Consider the following 17,758-nt stretch of genomic DNA (forward strand, 5'->3'; position numbering starts at 1 on the left):
TCCACCCTACGAAGCTACGAGCCTGGGCGTCGAGCAGGGCTCAGGCGCCCTCGAAACCTTCCAGTACGTTCACGGCGTTGATGCCAATGGCTTCCACCGCGTAGCCGCCTTCCATGACGAACAGGGTCGGCAGGCCGAGGGCCTCGATGCGTTCGCCCATGCGCAGGTAGTCCGGACTGTCGAGCTTGAACTGGGAAATCGGGTCGTCCTTGAAGGTGTCCACCCCCAGCGACACCACCAGCACCTCGGCGCCCGATTCGGCGATGCGCTGGCAGGCCTGTTCCAGCGCCGCGCTCCAGGTCACCCAGTCGCTGCCGGCGGGCAGCGGGTAGTTGAAGTTGCAGCCCTCGCCGGCCCCCTCGCCGTACTCGTCGGCATGGCCGAGGAAGAACGGAAACTCGGCCGCCGGGTCGCCGTGGATCGAGGCCACCACCACGTCGCTGCGCTGGTAGAAGATCGACTGGGTGCCGTTGCCGTGGTGGTAGTCGACGTCGAGGATCGCCACCTTGGCGCGGCCCTGGTCGAGGAAGGCCTGGGCGGCGATGGCGGCGTTGTTCAGGTAGCAGTAGCCGCCCATCACCTCGGCGGCGGCATGGTGACCCGGCGGCCGGCACAGGGCGAACACGCTGTGGGCGCCGGCGGCGATCTCCGCCTGGGCGCTGAGGGCCACCTGGGCGGCGCTGTAGGCGGCTTGCCAGGTGCCGGCGGTGATCGGCGCGCCGGCGTCGAAGCTGTAGTAGCCGAGCTGGCCGTGCAGGCTGCTGGGCAGCTGCTGGCGCAGGGTGCGTGCCGGCCAGGTGTAGGGCAGCAGGTCGCCCTTGCCGCCCTGAGCCTGCCAGCGCGCCCAGGCGCCTTCGAGGAAGTCCAGGTAGGCCGGCGAGTGGATGCGCGCCAGTGGCGCGCGGCCGAAGTCCTTGGGCGCGCGCACCTCGCCGAGGTCGCGTTCCCTAACCCGCGCGAGGATATGGTCGGCGCGCTGCGGCTTCTCGAAACAGGGCAGCAACTGGCCGTCGATCAGCTCGCAGCTGCCGTGGTGCAGGTGATGGTCGTCGCTGTAGTAGGTCAGCATGGGTGAACGGCTCCCGGTCTCGCCTGTGTTGTTGTAGGAGTCATTGTTCGCCGCGTGGGCCGGCAGGAGAACGCTGGCAACGGCCAATAGGGGATCGATGTGGCCAAAAGTGTTGGCCGGCGCTTGCCTTGGCTCGTAGGGTGCGCCGTGCGCACCAGGGCCGGGTCGCAAACGGCTGGGTGCTTACCGCACCCTAGGGGCAGGTCGATATCGCTGGGCCAGGCTGATCAGGCGCGAAAGCGACTGGGTGCGACCCCGCTCCAGCGCTGGAAGGCATGGCGGAAACTGGCGCTCTCACTGAAGCCCAGGGCCTCGGCGATGCGGCAGATCGGCCAGTCCTCCTGGGCCAGCAGGGCCTTGGCCCGCTCGAAGCGCAGCTCGTCGAGCAGCTCCTGGTAGTGGGTGCCGAGTTCCCGCAGGCGCCGGCGCAGGGTGCGCGGCGAGCAGTGCATCTGCTGCGCCAGTTGCTCGAGTCCCGGCGGCGCGGCCAGCTGGCTGGTCAACTCCTCGCGCACCCGCTGCAGCCAGGCCTGGCGGGTGGTGAACTCGGCGTTCTGCTTGCGGCAGCGCGCCAGCATGTCCTGGTGGGTGACCGGGTCGGCCAGCGGCAGGCGCCGCTGCAGCCACTCGGCCGGGAAGGCGAAAGCGTTGCGCGTGGCGTCGAACTGCAGCGGGCAAGGGAAGCTGGCGCTATAGCGCTCGACATAGGTCGGCCGGCCGTGGCGGAACTGCGCCGCGACCAGCGGCAGCGGCTGGCCGAGCAGCTCGTCGCAGATCAGCTTGAGCGAGGCCTGGCACATCTCCACGTTGAACTGTTCCAGCGCCGGTGCGTGGCGGTACCCGGCGGCGCTGACCCAGGCCAGCTCGCCCTCGACGTTCAGATCCAGCCTGAAATAGGTGCCGAGCAGGGCCGGGTACTGCAGCATCAGCCGCCAGGCGTCCCCCAGGGTGGCACTGGACAGGGCGGCGTAGCCGAGCAGACCGTAGGACGACACATGCAGGCGGCGGCCCAGCTCCAGGCCGAGATCGCTGCGCAGGGCCAGGGCATTGGCGCATACCTGCAACTCCTGGGTGCGGGTGATGCGCAGATCGTCGCCGTCCAGGTCGCCGGCCTGGATGCCGCTGCCGGCCAACAGGGCCTCGGCCGCGTCGGGCCGCTCGGCGAACAGCTCGAGGATCAGCGACACCACGTGCAGGGTGGTCAGGTGGGCGTGCAGCATGGGGGGATTCCGTGCGCTTCGGATGACTGAAAAACAGCAAGAAGCATACCGCGAGCCAAGGTTGATCGGCTTCGTCCGTAACTTATGGGTAAACCGTTGGCAGTTCGTGGGCCAACAGCGCGTCACCCAGCCTACTGAGGCCCAGGCAAAACTTGATACTCCGGTTGTTGCCCAGCACGGTTACAGGCAACGAACAGTGGAAGGAGGCGCAGCCTCTGCCAGCGGAGTTATTCAGCTTCTTGTTTGGTGATTCGACGTCCTAGGCGTCGATATCGCTCCACACCGCGAACTCGTTGCCGCTGGGCTCGATGAAATGGAAACGCCGGCCGCCGGGGAAGGCGAAGATGGCCTTGCTGATCCGTCCGCCGGCCCGCTCGATTTTGGCCTGGGTTTCTTCCAGGGCGGCGCTGTAGAACACCAGCAGGGCGCTGCCCTGGTCCTGCTCCGCGCACAAGTTCGCTTTGAAGAACCCGCCATTCAGGCCCTGGTCGGCAAACGCCGTGTACTCCGGGCCGTAATCGGTGAAGGCCCAGGCGAACGCCGCCTCGAAGAAGGCCTTGGTCGCGGCCAGGTCCTTGGCCGGAAATTCGACGTAGTTGAGCTTTTCGTGCTGGTTCATCGTGCTGTTCTCTCTGGTGTCCGCGGGGCAGGCCTATAGGTTCAGCATAATTGAGCTTGTCTGCCTTTTCGCTTCGCCCAAGAACCTGGTGGGCAAACAACGCGTTGCCCACCCTACGCCCCCGGCGCCTCCACCCACCACCGCAGCGGCCTGAGGGTGGAAAACGGCGAAGCCTTTCCACCGTGAGTGGCAGGCTACTCGTTGCGCCGCGTCCTCATAGCGGAAAGGCCACACAGCCCGCGCCCGGCGTCTGGCGACGGACGGTCATGCAGGGGGGGCGCTATTTGTGTCGTTACGCTATACTGCGCCGCCTTCAAATCCGCCGGCTCGCGGGTTTGACCCAAACATGACAAGCCACGCCCCTGTGCGTGGCTTGTTGGTTTTTGACGCGCCGACAGGCGCCAGATGAAGAGGCACGACGATGAGCGCACTGGTTGGCGTGATCATGGGCTCCAAGTCCGACTGGTCCACCCTTAGCCACACCGCCGAGATGCTGGACAAGCTGGGCATTCCCCATGAGGTCAAGGTGGTGTCCGCCCACCGCACCCCGGACCTGCTGTTCCAGTACGCCGAAGAGGCCGAAGGTCGTGGCATCCAGGTGATCATCGCCGGTGCCGGCGGCGCCGCCCACCTGCCGGGCATGTGCGCGGCCAAGACCCACCTGCCGGTGCTCGGCGTGCCGGTGCAGTCGTCGATGCTCTCGGGCGTCGATTCGCTGCTGTCGATCGTGCAGATGCCGGCCGGCATCCCGGTCGCCACCCTGGCCATCGGCAAGGCCGGTGCGGTCAACGCGGCGCTGCTGGCGGCGAGCATCCTCGGCCACCAGCACCCGGAGTTCCACGCGGCGCTGAAGAAGTTCCGCCAGGAACAGACCGAGACCGTGCTGGACAACCCGGACCCGCGTCAGGCCTGAGTGGCTGCGGCACGGCGCCTCCGCGCGCCGTGCCTGGCTCGGCATGCCCGGGGGCTGGGTGTAGAATCCGCGTGCTGGGCGGCGCGCGACGCACACCTGCTTGCTCTCGCCACCCATTGAAAGGGGCTTTCTAGATGAAAATCGGTGTAATCGGTGGCGGTCAGCTGGGCCGCATGCTGGCCCTGGCGGGCACTCCGCTGGGCATGAACTTCGCTTTCCTCGACCCGGCGCCGGACGCCTGTGCCCAGGCCCTGGGCGAGCACATCCGCGCCGACTACGGCGACCAGGACCACCTGCGCCAGCTGGCCGACGAGGTCGACCTGGTGACTTTCGAGTTCGAGAGCGTGCCGGCCGAGACCGTGGCCTTCCTCTCGCAGTTCGTGCCGGTCTACCCCTGCGCCGAATCGCTGCGCATCGCCCGCGACCGCTGGTTCGAAAAGTCGATGTTCAAGGATCTGGGCATTCCCACCCCGGAATTCGCCAACGTGCTGAGCCAGGCCGACCTGGACGCCGCGGCCCTGAGCATCGGCCTGCCGGCGGTGCTCAAGACCCGCACCCTGGGCTATGACGGCAAGGGCCAGAAGGTCCTGCGCAAGCCCGAAGACGTGGTCGATGCCTTCGCCGAACTGGGCAGCGTGCCGTGCATCCTCGAAGGCTTCGTGCCGTTCAGTGGCGAAGTGTCGCTGGTCGCCGTGCGTGGCCGCGATGGCGAGACGCGCTTCTACCCGCTGGTGCACAACACCCACGACAACGGCATCCTCAGCCTGTCGATCGCCAGCACGGACCACCCGCTGCAGGCCCTGGCCGAGGACTACGTCGGCCGCGTGCTGAGCAAGCTCGACTACGTCGGCGTGCTGGCCTTCGAGTTCTTCGAGGTCGACGGCGGCCTCAAGGCCAACGAGATCGCCCCGCGGGTGCACAACTCCGGGCACTGGACCATCGAGGGCTCGGAGTGCAGCCAGTTCGAGAACCACCTGCGCGCCGTTGCCGGCCTGCCGCTGGGCTCGACCGCCAAGCTCGGCGAGAGCGCCATGCTCAACTTCATCGGCGAAGTGCCGGCGGTGGACAAGGTGATCGCCATCGACGACTGCCACCTGCACCACTACGGCAAGGCCTTCAAGATCGGCCGCAAGGTCGGTCACGCCACCCTGCGCTGCGCCGACCGGGCGACCCTGGATGCGCGCATCGGCGAAGTCCAGGCGCTGATCGCCGGGGCCTGATGCGGCCTGCCCCGGCGCCGTCCAGCGACGGCGCCGGGGCGCTCATGCGGAACCTCTGGGGCGCCTGCCCGTCTGATGGCCTAGCGCCACGGTCATCTGGACCGTGGCTTTCCATCTGTCCGGAGGGCACGCCATGGGCATCATCGGTATCATCTTCATCGGCCTGATCGTTGGCCTGATCGCACGTTTCCTCAAGCCCGGCAACGACGGCATGGGCTGGATCATGACCATCCTGCTGGGCATCGGCGGCTCCATCGCCGCGACCTACGGAGGCCAGGCCCTGGGCATCTACGAGGTTGGCCAGACGGCGGGCTTTATCGGCGCGGTGGTCGGCGCCGTGGTCCTGCTGATCATCTATGGCGCGATCAAAAAGGGCTGAGCCAGGCCCCTGACGGCATCTGCGAGTATTCCCTATGCGTTATCTGCTGCTGATTCTGCTTGTACTGAGCCGCCTGGCGCTGGCCGAGCCGGCCGAAACCGACTGGCTGGAGCTGATGCCGGAGGAGGACCGCCAGGCCCTCGAGGCGATGCCGGAGATCAGCCACGACGGCGCGGAGCAGGACAGCGCCTTCTATGCTCCCGGCGGCCTCAAGCAGCAGGACAACAGCCTGCCGGCGGTGATGTACTCGACCAGCACGGTGGCGGCGCTGGACGGCAAGTCGATCCGCCTGGGTGGCTACCCGGTACCCCTGGAAAGCGACGCCGAGGGCCGCAGCACCCTGTTCTTCCTGGTGCCCTATCCCGGCGCCTGCATCCACGTGCCGCCGCCGCCGCCCAATCAGCTGGTGCTGGTGCGCTACCCCCAGGGCATCGAGCTGCAAGACATCTACGCGCCGCTGTGGGTCAGCGGCACCCTCAAGGTCGAGCCGGTGAGTAACGAACTGGCCGATGCGGCCTACGCCCTGGATGCCGGCTCGGTGCGCCTGGTGGAGGAGGCGGACCTCTAAGGGGCGGCGCTCCACGCACGTAGGGTGCGCCGCGCGCACCAAATGCCTGGTTGCCGGTGGAGCGCATGGCGCACCCTACGGGATGCCCGGTCGTCAGACCCGCAGGGTGCGCTGCGCGCACCAGATGCCTGGTTGCCGGTGGTGCGCCTGGCGCAGCCTACGGAATGCCCGGTCGTCAGGCTCGCAGGGTGTGCTGCGCGCACCAAGCACCTGGTTGCCGGTGGTGCGCATGGCGCACCCTACCGGGTCCGAGCGTCGGGCCTGGCGCGCCGCAAGACCCTCCCTTTGCCTATGCTTGAAGCCAGGTGTCCCTTTCGTGCCGGCTGCCTGGCTTCCTGAGCACGGATCGGCCTGCGCCTGCCCGGACTCGGGGAGCGAGCCATGACACAAGGTCTGGCGATTCTGCTGTTCGCGGTCTTCGCCCTGCTCAGCGGCGCCCTGCTGCGCTTCTTCCTGCACGGCAGCAAGGTGCCCTATTCGGTGGCCCTGCTGCTGCTCGGCCTGCTCCTGGGCGCGCTGGCCCAGCAGGCCTGGCTGCCGGCGTGGGCGGCGGAGTTCGGTCAGAGCATCGAGCAGGTGGCCGGTATCGAGCCGCAACTGATCCTGTTCCTGTTCCTGCCGGCGCTGATCTTCGAATCGGCCTTCGCCATGGAAGTGCACCTGTTCCGCCGCATGCTGGTGCAGATCGCCCTGCTGGCGGTGCCCGGCCTGCTGATCGCGACCCTGCTCACCGCGCTGCTGGTGCGCCTGGCCCTGCCCCTGGACTGGAGCTGGCCGGTGGCGCTGATGTTCGGCGCCCTGGTCAGCGCCACCGACCCGGTGGCCGTGGTGTCGCTGCTCAAGGAGCAAAGCTCGCGCAAGCGCCTGGAGACCCTGATCGAGGGCGAATCCCTGCTCAACGACGGCACCGCCATCGTCTTCTTCGTGCTGTTCTACAGCATGCTGGTGGGCGGCGCGGTCGATACGGGGATCGGCTCGGTCAGCCTGGAGTTCCTGCGGGTGGTCTGCGTAGGCGCCCTGGTCGGCCTGCTGGTGGCGGCCGCGGTGGTGTTCTGGGTCGGCAAGGTGTTCAACGATGCGGTGCTGGAAACCGTGGTGACCATCGCCGCGGCCTACCTCGGCTTCATCGTCGCCGAGCATGGCTTCCATTCCTCGGGGGTGGTGGCGGTGGTGACCACCGCGGTGCTGCTGGCCGGCGTCGGCCGCACGCGCTTCAGCCCGGAGGTGATGCACTACCTGCGGCATTTCTGGGAAATGCTCGCCTATATCTTCAACACCCTGATCTTCCTGCTGGTTGGCATCATCATCGCCCGCTTGGTGGCGCCGCCGTCGCTGGGCATGTGGCTGAGCCTGCTGCTGCTCTATCTCGGGGTGAACCTGATCCGCGGCACCACCATCGCGCTGCTCTCGCCGCTGCTGGCGCGCCTGGGCATCGGCCTGACCCGCGACAAGGCCATCGTCCTCACCTGGGGCGGCCTGCGCGGCGCGGTGGCCCTGGCCCTGGCGCTGTCGGTGGCGCAGCAGAGCCAGATCGACGCCGAGATCCGTGAACAGGTGCTGTTCCTCACCGCCGGCCTGGTGGTGCTGACCATCGTGATCAACGGCGGCACCATCAGCGCCCTGCTGCGCTACCTCGGCCTGGCCCAGCTGCCGGCGGCCAAGCGCGCCACGGTACTCAAGGCCGAGGGGCTGATTCACAGCGAGGTGGCCGACCTGCTCAGCTTCCTGCGCCGGGACGAGCTGCTCGCCGACGCCGACTGGGCGAGCATCGAGCGCAGCCTGCAGGGGCTGCGCCTGAGCCCGCAATTCCAGGCCAGCGATCCGGGGCCGGAGGAGGACCTGGAGATCTTCTACAAGCGCCAGCTATTGGAGAGCGAGCGGCAGAACTACTGGAACCAGTTCGGCCTGGGGCTGCTCGACCATGGCGCCGCGGGGCGGCTGGTCGAGGCGGTGGAGGCGGCGCTCGACGGCACGCCCGACCTGGGGCCGCGGCGCAAGCTGCAGACGCTCTGGTCCGATCCGCCCTGGCTCGAGCGCCTGGCCCGCTGGGGCTGGCTGCATCGCACGCGCTTTCGTCACCTGGCCGCGGTCTACGGCACCCTGCGCGGCTACCTGCAGGCCCAGCAGGCGTTGCTGAGCCTGGCCGCCGACCTGGCCCCGGACCCCGCCATGGCGGCGGCCGCGCAGCGGCAGATCGCCGCCAACCTGGAGCAGGCCCGGCACTGCCTGGAGCAACTGCGGCGTGAGCATGGCGCCGCGGTCGGCCAGCTGGAGACCTATACGGCGCTGCGCCTGCTGCTCAACCGCCAGCGCGAGGCGGTGCAGCACCTGGCGGACGAGGGCGTGCTGGAGCCGGCGGAGAGTCGCAAGCTGATCGAACGGGTGGAGCAGCAGATGTTCGAGCTGGCCCGTGGTCGCGCCGACGCGCTGGATCGAAAAGACTAGGGCGCTGGCCGCTGCGCAGTGGGCTGTGCGCTGGCGGGGCTTGGTGTCGGTGAGGGTGCGTTCGGGGGCTGTTCGGGCGAGGCAGGTGGCCCAGGTGAAGGCGGCGCGCGCCATCACCCGGGCCCGTCCAGTGGAAGGGGCGGGACCGGGAGAGGAGCCACGGTCCCTCAGGCGCTTTACGGAATGAGCACGCTGTAGTCCTCCACTTCGCCGTAGTCGTAGGTGCCGCAGGCGTTGGGCGCGGTGTTGTAGCGCATGGCCACGCGCATGCGGGTCTTGCCGCTGGTGGCTCCGGTTGGGATGTTCAGGGTGCCGTTGATCACCGTGGTCTTGGCACTGCCGGAGCTGAACACCTGCTCGCCGGCGTCGCTGAAATCACCGTCCTGGTTGAGGTCGATCCACACCTTCCAGTACTGCTTGTAGGCGGTGCCGGCGAACTGCGGGGTGAGGGTCAGGCTGTTGTTGCCGCGCAGCACGTTGATCTGCTGGCCGGTGAAGTCGCTGTAGCTGCTGGCGCCCGAGCTGTTGCTGAAGCTGCCGACCTGCACCTTGCCGATCCACTCGTAGCTGGCGCTGCCACTGGCGGCGCTGCAGTACTGCGCCGGCGGGGTGCCGCCATCCTTGTTGATCACCAGGAAGCTGGCGCTGACCGCGCCCCAGGCACCGGAGCTGTCGCGGCTGCGCACATAGACCAGGTGCTTGCCTTCGCTCAGCCCTGCGGTCACCAGGCTGCCGGTGAAGCCCTCGGTGGCGCTGTTGAAGCTGCCGTCGCTGGCCTGCAGGGCCGCAGGCGTGGCGCCGGATTCCCAGGGCGCCTTGTCGATGTAGACCTCCACCGCGTTGATCGCCTGGGTGCTTTCGCTGCCGTTGCTGTTGTTGAAGCGGGCGTCGCTGGCCGTGCCGCTGATGGTCACCGCGGTGCCGGCCGGTACGCCGGTGGTGGCGGCGCTGCCGCTGAGGCTGAGGGCGGTCACGTCCGGCCCGGACGGGGTGAGGTAGGGGCTGCGCACCACCTTGGCGGCGTAGATCAGCGCCGGCAGGTTGTTCGGCTTGATGGTGTTGGTGTAGGTGCTGCAGTTCTGGAAGAACTGGGTGCCCAGCTCGAAGGTGAAGGCCGCCACGCCGAGTTCGCCATAGCTGATGCCGTCGCTGGTGCCGTCGGTGGGGTAGAGGCCGATGGACTGCTGCGGGCTGTAGCCGTTGAAGAAGGCGAACTTGCGTCCCAGGGTCTGCAGGGCTGTGCCGTTGGGCGCCGGGGTGCTGGTGTCGCCCCAGGGCCAGAGCACCAGTTCGCTGTAGCTGTGGATATCCAGGTGGATGCCGCTGGTGTCACTGGGCGCCGCGTCGTTCTTGCCCGGGCCGCGACGGTCCGGCCACAGGCCGCGCACGTAGTTCTCCAGGGCCTGGATCTCCGGCTCGGAACCGGCGCTTGGGCCACGGTAGGTGTCGTTGCACTGGCTGCCGCTGGAGCCCTGGCCGTTGGTGCTGTTCCAGCCGAAGGTGAAGTTGCGGTTGAGGTCGGCGCCGCGGCTGTTGCTGGTGGCGCCGCAGTAGTTCTGGTTGGTGTTCTTGCGCCAGGACAGCCCGGTCTCGGCCTTCTTGCGGCCGTCCGGGTTGGCCATCAGCATGATGTGCACCTCGTGGTGGTCGAGAATCCAGGTGGCATCGGCATCCTGGCCATAGCCGTCGACCAGCCAGCGGGCGAAGTCCAGGGTCAGCGCCGCGGTGGTGTACTCGCGGGCATGGATGGCGCTGTTGATGAACAGCTTGGGCTTGTTGCCGGTCTTGGCCTGGTTGGTCAGCTTGAGCACGCGCATGTCGTGGCCGCCCAGGTTGCTGCTCTTCTCCCAGGAGTCGCCGACATCCAGCCACTGCGCCAGGGTCGGCTTGCTGCTGGCCATGCCGGCGGCCACCGCGAAGGTTTCCTCCACCGTGGCGTAGCAGGAGTAGCCGGGAATACCGCTGGCGGCGGCGCTGCTGGTGCTCATGCTGTCGCTCGACTTCGCCTGCTGTTTCAGCAGCAGGCGGTTCTGCATGTTGGTCAGCACCTGATTGCGCTTCTCGATGAACTCGCTGGCCGGGGCGAAGGTGAAGCCGAACACCTGCAGCTTCTGCATCTCTTCGTCGTTCAACTCCATCACCAGGTAGCCGTCGTTGTAATGCGACTCGAGCATCTGGCCGTGGAAACTGATGGCCGCCTTGCGGGCCACCTCCTTGTTGGGGAAGAACGCCTTGTAGATCTTGTTGGAGGCCTTCTCCTGCTCGAGCAGGAGAAAGTCGTCCTGCGAGGCGTTGGGGGCAGCCAACGCCAGGCCGGTATTGACACTGGCCACCAGCAGGGCGATGGCAGAGAAGGTGTGTAGAGCTGTCTTCATTATTCATTTCCTTCGAATAAAGTTGCTCGGCGAAGCGGGATGGGCTTCGCGATGGGAAGAGTTCTTGTGGAACTCAGGACGGCTAGGGCATGCATTCCGCTGCCAGCCGGGAACGGGTCAGTACTTCCTCAACTGATCCCGATCGGCTACTGGTGCCAGCGCGGGCAGGGAACCGTTGCAAAGTAGAAGTGCTCTAATTTGCTGTCAATTTCCGGCTAAGTCCGCAGAAAATAAGGCTTTTTGGGCATTCGGTACGCTATAAGCGACAGCCTGCGTGTGGCGCAGAGAAACCGCGGCGCGGTCGAGCGCATTGCCTGGTTTTTCGAATCAATCGGTTAGCGCCGCCGATGGATGGCGAAGGATTTCGCGGCGTTGGCAGCCAGATAAATGACGGCCGCGCCGGCGCCTTAAATTGCCGTTACTTCGCGCGCGGGAAGTGTCGAATCGATCACGGAGATATAAGGATATGTCGCATTCACGAAGATCGGCGCTGGGCAGCCTGCTCGACAAGCTGGCGGCCTGTGGCTTGGCCGCCCTGCTGACGGCCTGCGCCGTCGCCGAACCCGCGCCGCAGCTGTCGACCGAAGCCCAGCGCCTGGCCCACAAGTGGCAAGCGATGCGCGCCAAACCGGGGCATTTCACCGGCGGCGCGTGGGACGACCAGGTCGACAAATGGCAGGGCGCCAAGCACCAATTGATGCAGCAGTTGCTCGACCTAGCCTGGACCGAGCGCTACGACGCCAGCCAACTGCGTACCCTGTTCGGCGCCCCGGATAGGGTCTTAGCCCCCGCCGCGGCCGAATACGCAGATGGCCTGCGCCAGACCAACTGGCAAGGCCAACCTAGCGGCGAACTCTGGGCCTATGAGTGGCGCGGACAACACGACCAGTTGCTGTTTGCCGTGGACGGTGAGGAGGTCAGGGCGGCGGGGTGGTGGTTGCTGTATGAGTAATGGGGGCAGATTTGTTTGATTAATAAATCTTTCCCCTTTTTGTCCCATTTAATCCTGGCGTCTAACCATAGCTTCCTATTATCGAAAATATTCCTGAATCAGGGTCAAAACGCATGACGAATTCACACTCTGATTTTCCCTCCCTCCAAAAAACGAGTACTTTAACATTGAATGCTAAAGGGTTGTCTTGATTTGCTTTGTATGAGGTGATTTCGATTTCTTCTATTGAGTCAATCGCTATATTGGCATAGCTATTGTCAAGGGTATTTCTACCCCAAAGAAATGAATTAATAAAATATTCATAATCACCTTTTAGAAAACCATAGAGTTGTTCTTCAAGATATTCCTTGTTCATGTGTTGCATAAAACGCTTCACATCTTTTGATTTTATTGAGCTCAGAAATCCGGTCAAGAATGCAGTTTTTATGTCGATGCGCCGGGCCAGACCTGGATCGCTGTAGAGGCAATCTGGTCCTCTGCACTCATTCTGCAGTTCCCGCAGATATAAATTTCGCTCTTGGGTGATTTTTATTGCACAGTCCATATCAAATAAAAACTGATAAGGCTGCCTATATCCGCACTGACCATCTCTCAATCTGATCCAACTTAGCTGGCTTTCTCTAGCAACCTGCTTGCCTTTCATGTCTAGCGACGATATGAGTTTGGTATAAGATTGATTTAGAGATATGTCTGAGTTTTTATAGGCTTCACTTAAGCAGCGCAACCCATTGAAATCATCTGTAGGCGTACGGCATGCAGCCATTGCCTGCGCGGCTGTAAGAAAAATAATAACAAAGCACATACTGATATTGCGCATTAATTAAACTCAACTGTGGGCAAAAATCCGGAGGCGAGAAAAATTGCAGTTTCATTTGTTTGGAATGTGGGCAGTCGTATAAATAAATCTATCTTTTTCCATTCGTATATTTATCCGTATATGGATTTTCTGGCTTATTAGAAGAATGCCGCTATGTTGGGAGTGTAGGAAGATTTATTTATCCAGAAGCGTGCGCCACCTGCCACAAATAGAGTTGTCCCCTTTCCCTAATAAGTCGTGGTCTGTCCTCTGTTCCTTGCCTCTTATTGTTCTGTTGATTCGGGACGGCTAGTCTAATTGCTATCTATGCATTCGAGAGTCCCGATGTGTTTGTTTTGAATCGGTACGAAGCATCTTTTGTTTTGTTCTCCTGTAGGCTCCAAGGGCGTTATGCTTAGCTGTAGATGGACGCCGTTTTTGGAGAATTCAGGGTTGCTAAAATATGCATCAGCAACTTCCGTAGCAAAAGACAGGCCGTTAAATTCGCAAATACGTGCTGTTTCTGTTGCTTGCCAGTTTTTCGGGTTAATTATTTGAATGTATGCGCATGGTTCTTCATATAGCCTGGAGTATCGTACGAGTGTATCTCCGATTCGCGCAGAGCTTGCTTCGGCTATTTTTGAATAATCAACCTCACCGCCAATGGCTACTGTTGGGAGAAATGCCAGGATAAATAATTCGGATATTTTTCTCATGTATTATCTCAGGTAGCTTGCTCGTCTATTAAATCGATCGCTTGGTACGCCAGGCCATTTTGAGTTATCAGCGATTGTTGTGCTTAGCGCAGGTAGGTCATTGTCAACAATATGTTGCTGTACTAGTTTTCTGGTGCTTGGAGTGTAGTCGCCTCGATATATTAAATCGACGGCAATGTCTTGAATTTTACTATTGATGTCATTCCAGTTAAGATATCCGTAACTTTCAATGTTCGAGGGTGATCCAGATATTCGTATTACTTCGCTCTTCATGAATTCATAAACTGGTATAAATAATTTATATTGCTGCTTTCTTGTAATTTGGAATTTTTTAATTTCGTCGCTTGCGCCATCTAAATATGTTTTTGCAGCTTGTCCTTTTAAGCCTTTGGCACCTATTAGCCAGCTAAATAGAGGCTCTGGCACACCTGCTTCTGTAAGATCAGCTTCTGGGTTAGGGCGCTGGCCAAGGTCATAGCCTCTCCCGATGGTCACCCCTGAAGCACCCCTGGGCCAGTGAGCCACACGGCTGAAATGAATTGAGTTGGTAATGTCATTTCCTTCTACGTCGAATGTTAGCTGTCCACGCGGAACTTTTAGCCACTTAAGATCATTCTCATCGTCTAGGAGGCTGAAACTACCAATTAGCCCTATTACTTGAAAATGCCACGCCTTCCCATCCCCGCTAATCCCATGCTGGCCTGCCAGATCGCTCCACCAACTCAGCTTCTCGATCCGCTGTTTCTCAATCTCCCAGATTTGGTTCGGCTTGCCGGGTTCCTCTGCCAGCAACGGGTCGAGTTCGTCCCATTTGCTCTTGTCCCAGTACCACTCGCTCTCGTACTTGGTGATGAGTTGACCCAGCACTTGGGCGTGCCAGGGTTTGCCGAGGGCTGCGCGAATTTCGTCGCTGGTTAGTACGCCGTCTTTGTCGCTGTCGACGATGTCGAAGAGACGGGCAATGGCGAGGACAGGGCCGCCGTCGGCCTTGTTGATCTGGGTGCGATAGTTTTGCTTTTCCTCCTCACTCAGCATGCCTTTGGCGTTGAAGGTATAGGCGAGCTTTTCGACCGGTGTGCCAGTGTCTTCGATGCATTGGAAACCTGGCCATTCCCATGGGCTATGGCGCGTGGTGATGAGGTCCTGTTCAGCAAGCCAGCCGTTGATGGGGTTGCCATCCTTGTCGGCGAACAGCCCGTCCAGGCGCCACCAGTTGGTTGTGTTGGTCGTACTGCTGCCGGAGGCCGCGTTGCTGACCTTGATTTTGTGGGTGGCCGGCAATCCGTCCAGCAAGGCTTGCGGAATGATCAGGTCTACACCGATCCGGTTGCCCGGATCGCCTTGTTTGGGTGGGTTGTCGGGCTTGATATCGTCACGGTGCGCGATCAGCCGGCTGGCATCCTTGTGGACCTTGAGCAGGGTTTTATCGGCATCTGGCAGGGTACGGGCCCAGGCTCGGCTTTTGCTGATAAAGCCAGGCACGTCTTCGCAGCTGAACACTTCCAGATGCAGCAGAGGTTGTGCTGCGCCGTTGTGGTTTTGATAGGTGCCTAGATGACCGATCAGGTCGCCGGCCTTGATCGCGATGCCTGTGTCCAGCACCACCACACTGTCCTTGGCTTTGGGTTCGAGCTGGGCTTTGAGCAATTTGAAGGCGACAAAGCCGGGTAGCTTGCCTTCGCTGTCTGGCGTCAGGGCCGCTTCGGCTGCACCGCTGACGATGCTGAGCAACTTACAGAAATCGCCCCCTGAATGGCTGACGGTAACCTGCGCACCTTTGCTTAGCACCGCCAATTTCGCCCCGTTGGTGTTGGGCTCGGCACGGACATTGAGGCCTTGATCCTTGGTGTCGACTATATACGTGTCCGCCCCCCAGAATGTTGGCCGGGGGAGGCTTGATTTGGCCTGATAGGCGGCCCAATCCTGCAGGTGCATATACAGGCTGTAAAAGGTCAGCGCGGGGGGGGACTGTTCGCTGGTTGTTGCGCCTCCGTTGCTCGGCCGGGGGGGCTGAAGCTTATGTTTGACCAGGACGAACCCCGAAGAAAATGGTGCGCGCTTGACCATGGGAACATCGTCGCGGTACTCGCTGATCGGGTAGCTGTCATTAATTCGGTAGGCGATCACCTCGCCGTCGGCGATGCAGCGCACGCTGGATTGATCGAAGACTGCGGCGGTGCCTTTGTCGAAATGCACGCCGCCATGCCATAGGCCGTTTTCGCCAGTCGGGTAGTAGCCACCACTGGCCTTGGCCATATTGGTCAGATACTGCAGAGGGTTGATCGCTGTCCCCGTGTTTGGAAACGGATACGCCCAGTTGATCGGTTTGCTGTCTGCCATGATTTTTCCGAATCCCTAATCCTTGTGTGCAGGCCATGCGGTGGCTTGCGTCTATCCCTGTCAGCCGGAGAAATTGAGCATGCGCTTGGGCTTCTTCTTGGTCTGTTCGAGCCGGTTAAGCAGCGCCTCGTCCAGCAGGTTGCCCGCCTTGTCGCTGTCCGCTGCCCCCGGCAGTACCGGCGGTTTGATCTTGATGCCCGAGCCCTTGCCCGGCGCGCCGCCGGCGTTGATCTTGGCCAGGGGGCCGGAAATCGTGATGCCGCCGGGGTGGAGTTTGATGAAGCTGCCGCCGGCCTTGAGGGTCAGTTCGGTGCCGGCTTCGATCACCATCTTCTGCCCGGCCTTGAGGTGGATTTCCCGACCGGCCTTGGTCAGCTGGGCGCTGCCGAGCTTGATGTGCTGGTTCTGCCCGACCGTGAGGTGGTCGTCGGGTTTGACCTGGACCCTGCGGTCGCCGTGCACCGTGAGGTGCTCCTCGGCCTGCAGCTCGGTATAGCTGTTGGCCTCGACGGTGTCGTGGCGTTCGTGGCCGACGCGGATGCGCTGGTCGTGCTCGATGTTCTCGTCCCAGTCGCGCTGGGCGTGCAGGTAGATCTGCTCGGCGCCCTTGCGGTCCTCGATGCGCAGTTCGTTGTAGCCGCCGCCACCCGGGCTGCTCAGGGTCTTGAATACCGTGCGGGTCTTGTTCGCCGGCAGGTCGTAGGGCACCACGTGTTCCTTGTGATACAGGCAGCCGGTGACCAGGGGCTGGTCGGGGTCGCCTTCGAGGAAGGTCACCAGCACTTCCATGCCGATGCGCGGGATGGCGATGGCGCCATAGCCGTCACCGGCCCAGCTGTTGGACACGCGCAGCCAGCAGCTGGTCTTGTCGTCGGCCTGGCCGTGGCGGTCCCAGTGGAACTGCACCTTGACCCGGCCGTACTGGTCGCAGTGGATCTCCTCGCCGGCCGGGCCGGTGACCACCGCGCTCTGGCTGCCGAGCACGCGCGGCTTGAGGTGGGCCAGCGGCGGGCGGAAGGGCACGTCCCAGGGGGTGGCGGTGAAGCGGTTGCGGTAGCCCTGAGTGAAACCATCAGCGATTTGCACGTCGTGGGTCACCGACTCTTCCAGCACCTGGGGCTGCTTGCCCTCATGGACGACCTCGGTGAGCAGCCACAGGTCGTTCCACTCGCGGCGCGGGTGCTCGGAGATTTCCAGCAGGTGGCCGCTGACCAGCCTGGGCTGGTCACTGCGACCTTCGGCCAGGCGGTAGTCGGCGCGATGTCGCTCCAGCTGGCGCTGGCTCAGGTGCTTGCCGCGCTTGCGGTCCACAAAGCGCCCGGGGTAGTCGTAGTCCTCCAGGTCCGGCAGCGGCGCGGCCTCGGGGTCGCGCTCGGCCTTGTGCGCCGCCTGCATCAGCAGGCGTGGTTGCTCGAAGTCGTAGTCGCGGCGGGTGGTGCGGCTGGTGCGGGTTTCCAGGCGTACCCGCAGGCGCTTGATCACCGGCTCATCGGCGGTCATGCCGTTGTCCTGCAGGTAGGCGGTGGGCTGGCCGAGCCTGGCGAAGGCGCTCTGCTCGTCGCCGAACACCAGTACATGGCCGTCCGTGCTGTGCCGGAAGTGGTAGTGAATGCCTTCCTCCTCGCACAGGCGCTGGACGAAGTGCAGGTCGCTCTCGTCGTACTGCACGCAGTAGTCGCGCTCGGGGTAGACAGTGGGGCCGAGCTGGAAGCGGTAGGCGTCGGCGAGGATGCCGTGTTCCTCCAGCACCGTGGCGACGATCTGCGGCACCGTCAGGTGCTGGAAGATGCGCTGGTTGTGACGATGGGCCAGGTAGGCCAGCTGCGGCACGATGCGCAGGCTGTAGCGGGTCAGGCGCTTGCCGGATTCGCCCTGGGCCACTCGATGGATCAGCCCATGGATGCCCGGGCCATCCGGGCTGAAGGCGAGGAAGGCGCGCTGGTGCAGCAGGCTCTGCAGGTCGAGGTCGGGGCGTTCGCTGACCAGCTCCAGCTCGAAGGCGTAGGGCTGGCTGATCGCCTCGCGACCGTTGAAGGCGAGCACCTGCAGGTCGTGCTCGACGCCCTCGATGCTCAGGCTGAAATGGCTTTCATTGGCCGGGTTGAACATTGCGATTTCCTTGTGCAGAACTCATCCATGGGGGCCG

14 protein-coding genes are annotated in these 17,758 nt (G+C 63.2%); 6 read left to right on the forward strand and 8 right to left on the reverse strand.

All coding sequences use genetic code 11. From position 1 onward, the window contains the following. Positions 1–40: 40 nt before the first annotated feature. From LPB260_RS05735 to LPB260_RS05745, 3 genes are all read right to left on the reverse strand, one after another. Complete coding sequence (locus tag LPB260_RS05735; protein WP_208707748.1) at positions 41–1,069, reverse strand: histone deacetylase family protein; 1,029 nt, start codon at positions 1,067–1,069, stop codon at positions 41–43. Between the two features lie 227 nt (positions 1,070–1,296). Continuing rightward, positions 1,297–2,289 carry an AraC family transcriptional regulator gene (locus tag LPB260_RS05740; protein ID WP_208707749.1) on the reverse strand — a complete coding sequence of 331 codons (993 nt, stop codon included), beginning with the start codon at positions 2,287–2,289 and terminating at the stop codon, positions 1,297–1,299. A gap of 259 nt (positions 2,290–2,548) precedes the next feature. Next, positions 2,549–2,908, reverse strand: a complete 360-nt coding sequence (locus LPB260_RS05745) for a VOC family protein (protein ID WP_208707750.1) — start codon at positions 2,906–2,908, stop codon at positions 2,549–2,551. Positions 2,909–3,329: 421 nt separating this feature from the next. Here LPB260_RS05745 and purE point away from each other — a divergent pair, with 421 nt between their 5' ends. The 5 genes from purE (at position 3,330) to LPB260_RS05770 (ending at position 8,433) form a co-directional block, all read left to right on the forward strand. Continuing rightward, on the forward strand, positions 3,330–3,821 hold the full coding sequence (gene purE / locus LPB260_RS05750) for a 5-(carboxyamino)imidazole ribonucleotide mutase (protein WP_208707751.1): 492 nt from the start codon (positions 3,330–3,332) through the stop codon (positions 3,819–3,821). 134 nt (positions 3,822–3,955) lie between these two features. Further along, positions 3,956–5,041, forward strand: coding sequence for a 5-(carboxyamino)imidazole ribonucleotide synthase (locus LPB260_RS05755; RefSeq protein ID WP_208707752.1), 1,086 nt, complete (start codon positions 3,956–3,958; stop codon positions 5,039–5,041). A gap of 133 nt (positions 5,042–5,174) precedes the next feature. Continuing rightward, the gene (locus LPB260_RS05760) at positions 5,175–5,420 is read left to right on the forward strand and encodes a GlsB/YeaQ/YmgE family stress response membrane protein (protein ID WP_208707753.1); all 246 of its coding nucleotides are present in this window, start codon (positions 5,175–5,177) and stop codon (positions 5,418–5,420) included. A gap of 34 nt (positions 5,421–5,454) precedes the next feature. After that, on the forward strand, positions 5,455–5,988 hold the full coding sequence (locus LPB260_RS05765) for a DUF3299 domain-containing protein (protein WP_208707754.1): 534 nt from the start codon (positions 5,455–5,457) through the stop codon (positions 5,986–5,988). 381 nt (positions 5,989–6,369) lie between these two features. Next, positions 6,370–8,433, forward strand: a complete 2,064-nt coding sequence (locus tag LPB260_RS05770) for a sodium:proton antiporter (RefSeq protein ID WP_208707755.1) — start codon at positions 6,370–6,372, stop codon at positions 8,431–8,433. A 176-nt stretch (positions 8,434–8,609) separates the two neighbouring features. On the opposite strand, the gene LPB260_RS05775 is transcribed toward LPB260_RS05770, so the two are convergent. After that, complete coding sequence (locus LPB260_RS05775; protein ID WP_208707756.1) at positions 8,610–10,808, reverse strand: M14 family zinc carboxypeptidase; 2,199 nt, start codon at positions 10,806–10,808, stop codon at positions 8,610–8,612. 466 nt (positions 10,809–11,274) lie between these two features. Here LPB260_RS05775 and LPB260_RS05780 point away from each other — a divergent pair, with 466 nt between their 5' ends. After that, entirely contained in the window at positions 11,275–11,760 is a 486-nt protein-coding gene (locus LPB260_RS05780; RefSeq protein ID WP_208707757.1) for a hypothetical protein, read from the forward strand. Positions 11,761–11,821: 61 nt separating this feature from the next. Here LPB260_RS05780 and LPB260_RS05785 read toward each other — a convergent pair whose 3' ends face one another. The 4 genes from LPB260_RS05785 to tssI form a co-directional block, all read right to left on the reverse strand. Further along, positions 11,822–12,577, reverse strand: a complete 756-nt coding sequence (locus tag LPB260_RS05785; RefSeq protein ID WP_208707758.1) for a lysozyme inhibitor LprI family protein — start codon at positions 12,575–12,577, stop codon at positions 11,822–11,824. A 293-nt stretch (positions 12,578–12,870) separates the two neighbouring features. Then, the gene (locus LPB260_RS05790) at positions 12,871–13,272 is read right to left on the reverse strand and encodes a hypothetical protein (RefSeq protein WP_208707759.1); all 402 of its coding nucleotides are present in this window, start codon (positions 13,270–13,272) and stop codon (positions 12,871–12,873) included. A gap of 3 nt (positions 13,273–13,275) precedes the next feature. Then, a complete protein-coding gene (locus LPB260_RS05795; RefSeq protein ID WP_208707760.1) occupies positions 13,276–15,612 on the reverse strand; it encodes a hypothetical protein in 2,337 nt (778 codons plus the stop codon). Positions 15,613–15,672: 60 nt separating this feature from the next. Further along, positions 15,673–17,721 (reverse strand): type VI secretion system tip protein TssI/VgrG, encoded by a 2,049-nt coding sequence (tssI, locus tag LPB260_RS05800; protein WP_208707761.1) that lies wholly within the window; start codon positions 17,719–17,721, stop codon positions 15,673–15,675. Between the last annotated feature and the right edge of the window lie 37 nt (positions 17,722–17,758).

The organism is Pseudomonas sp. LPB0260 (assembly GCF_013388395.1).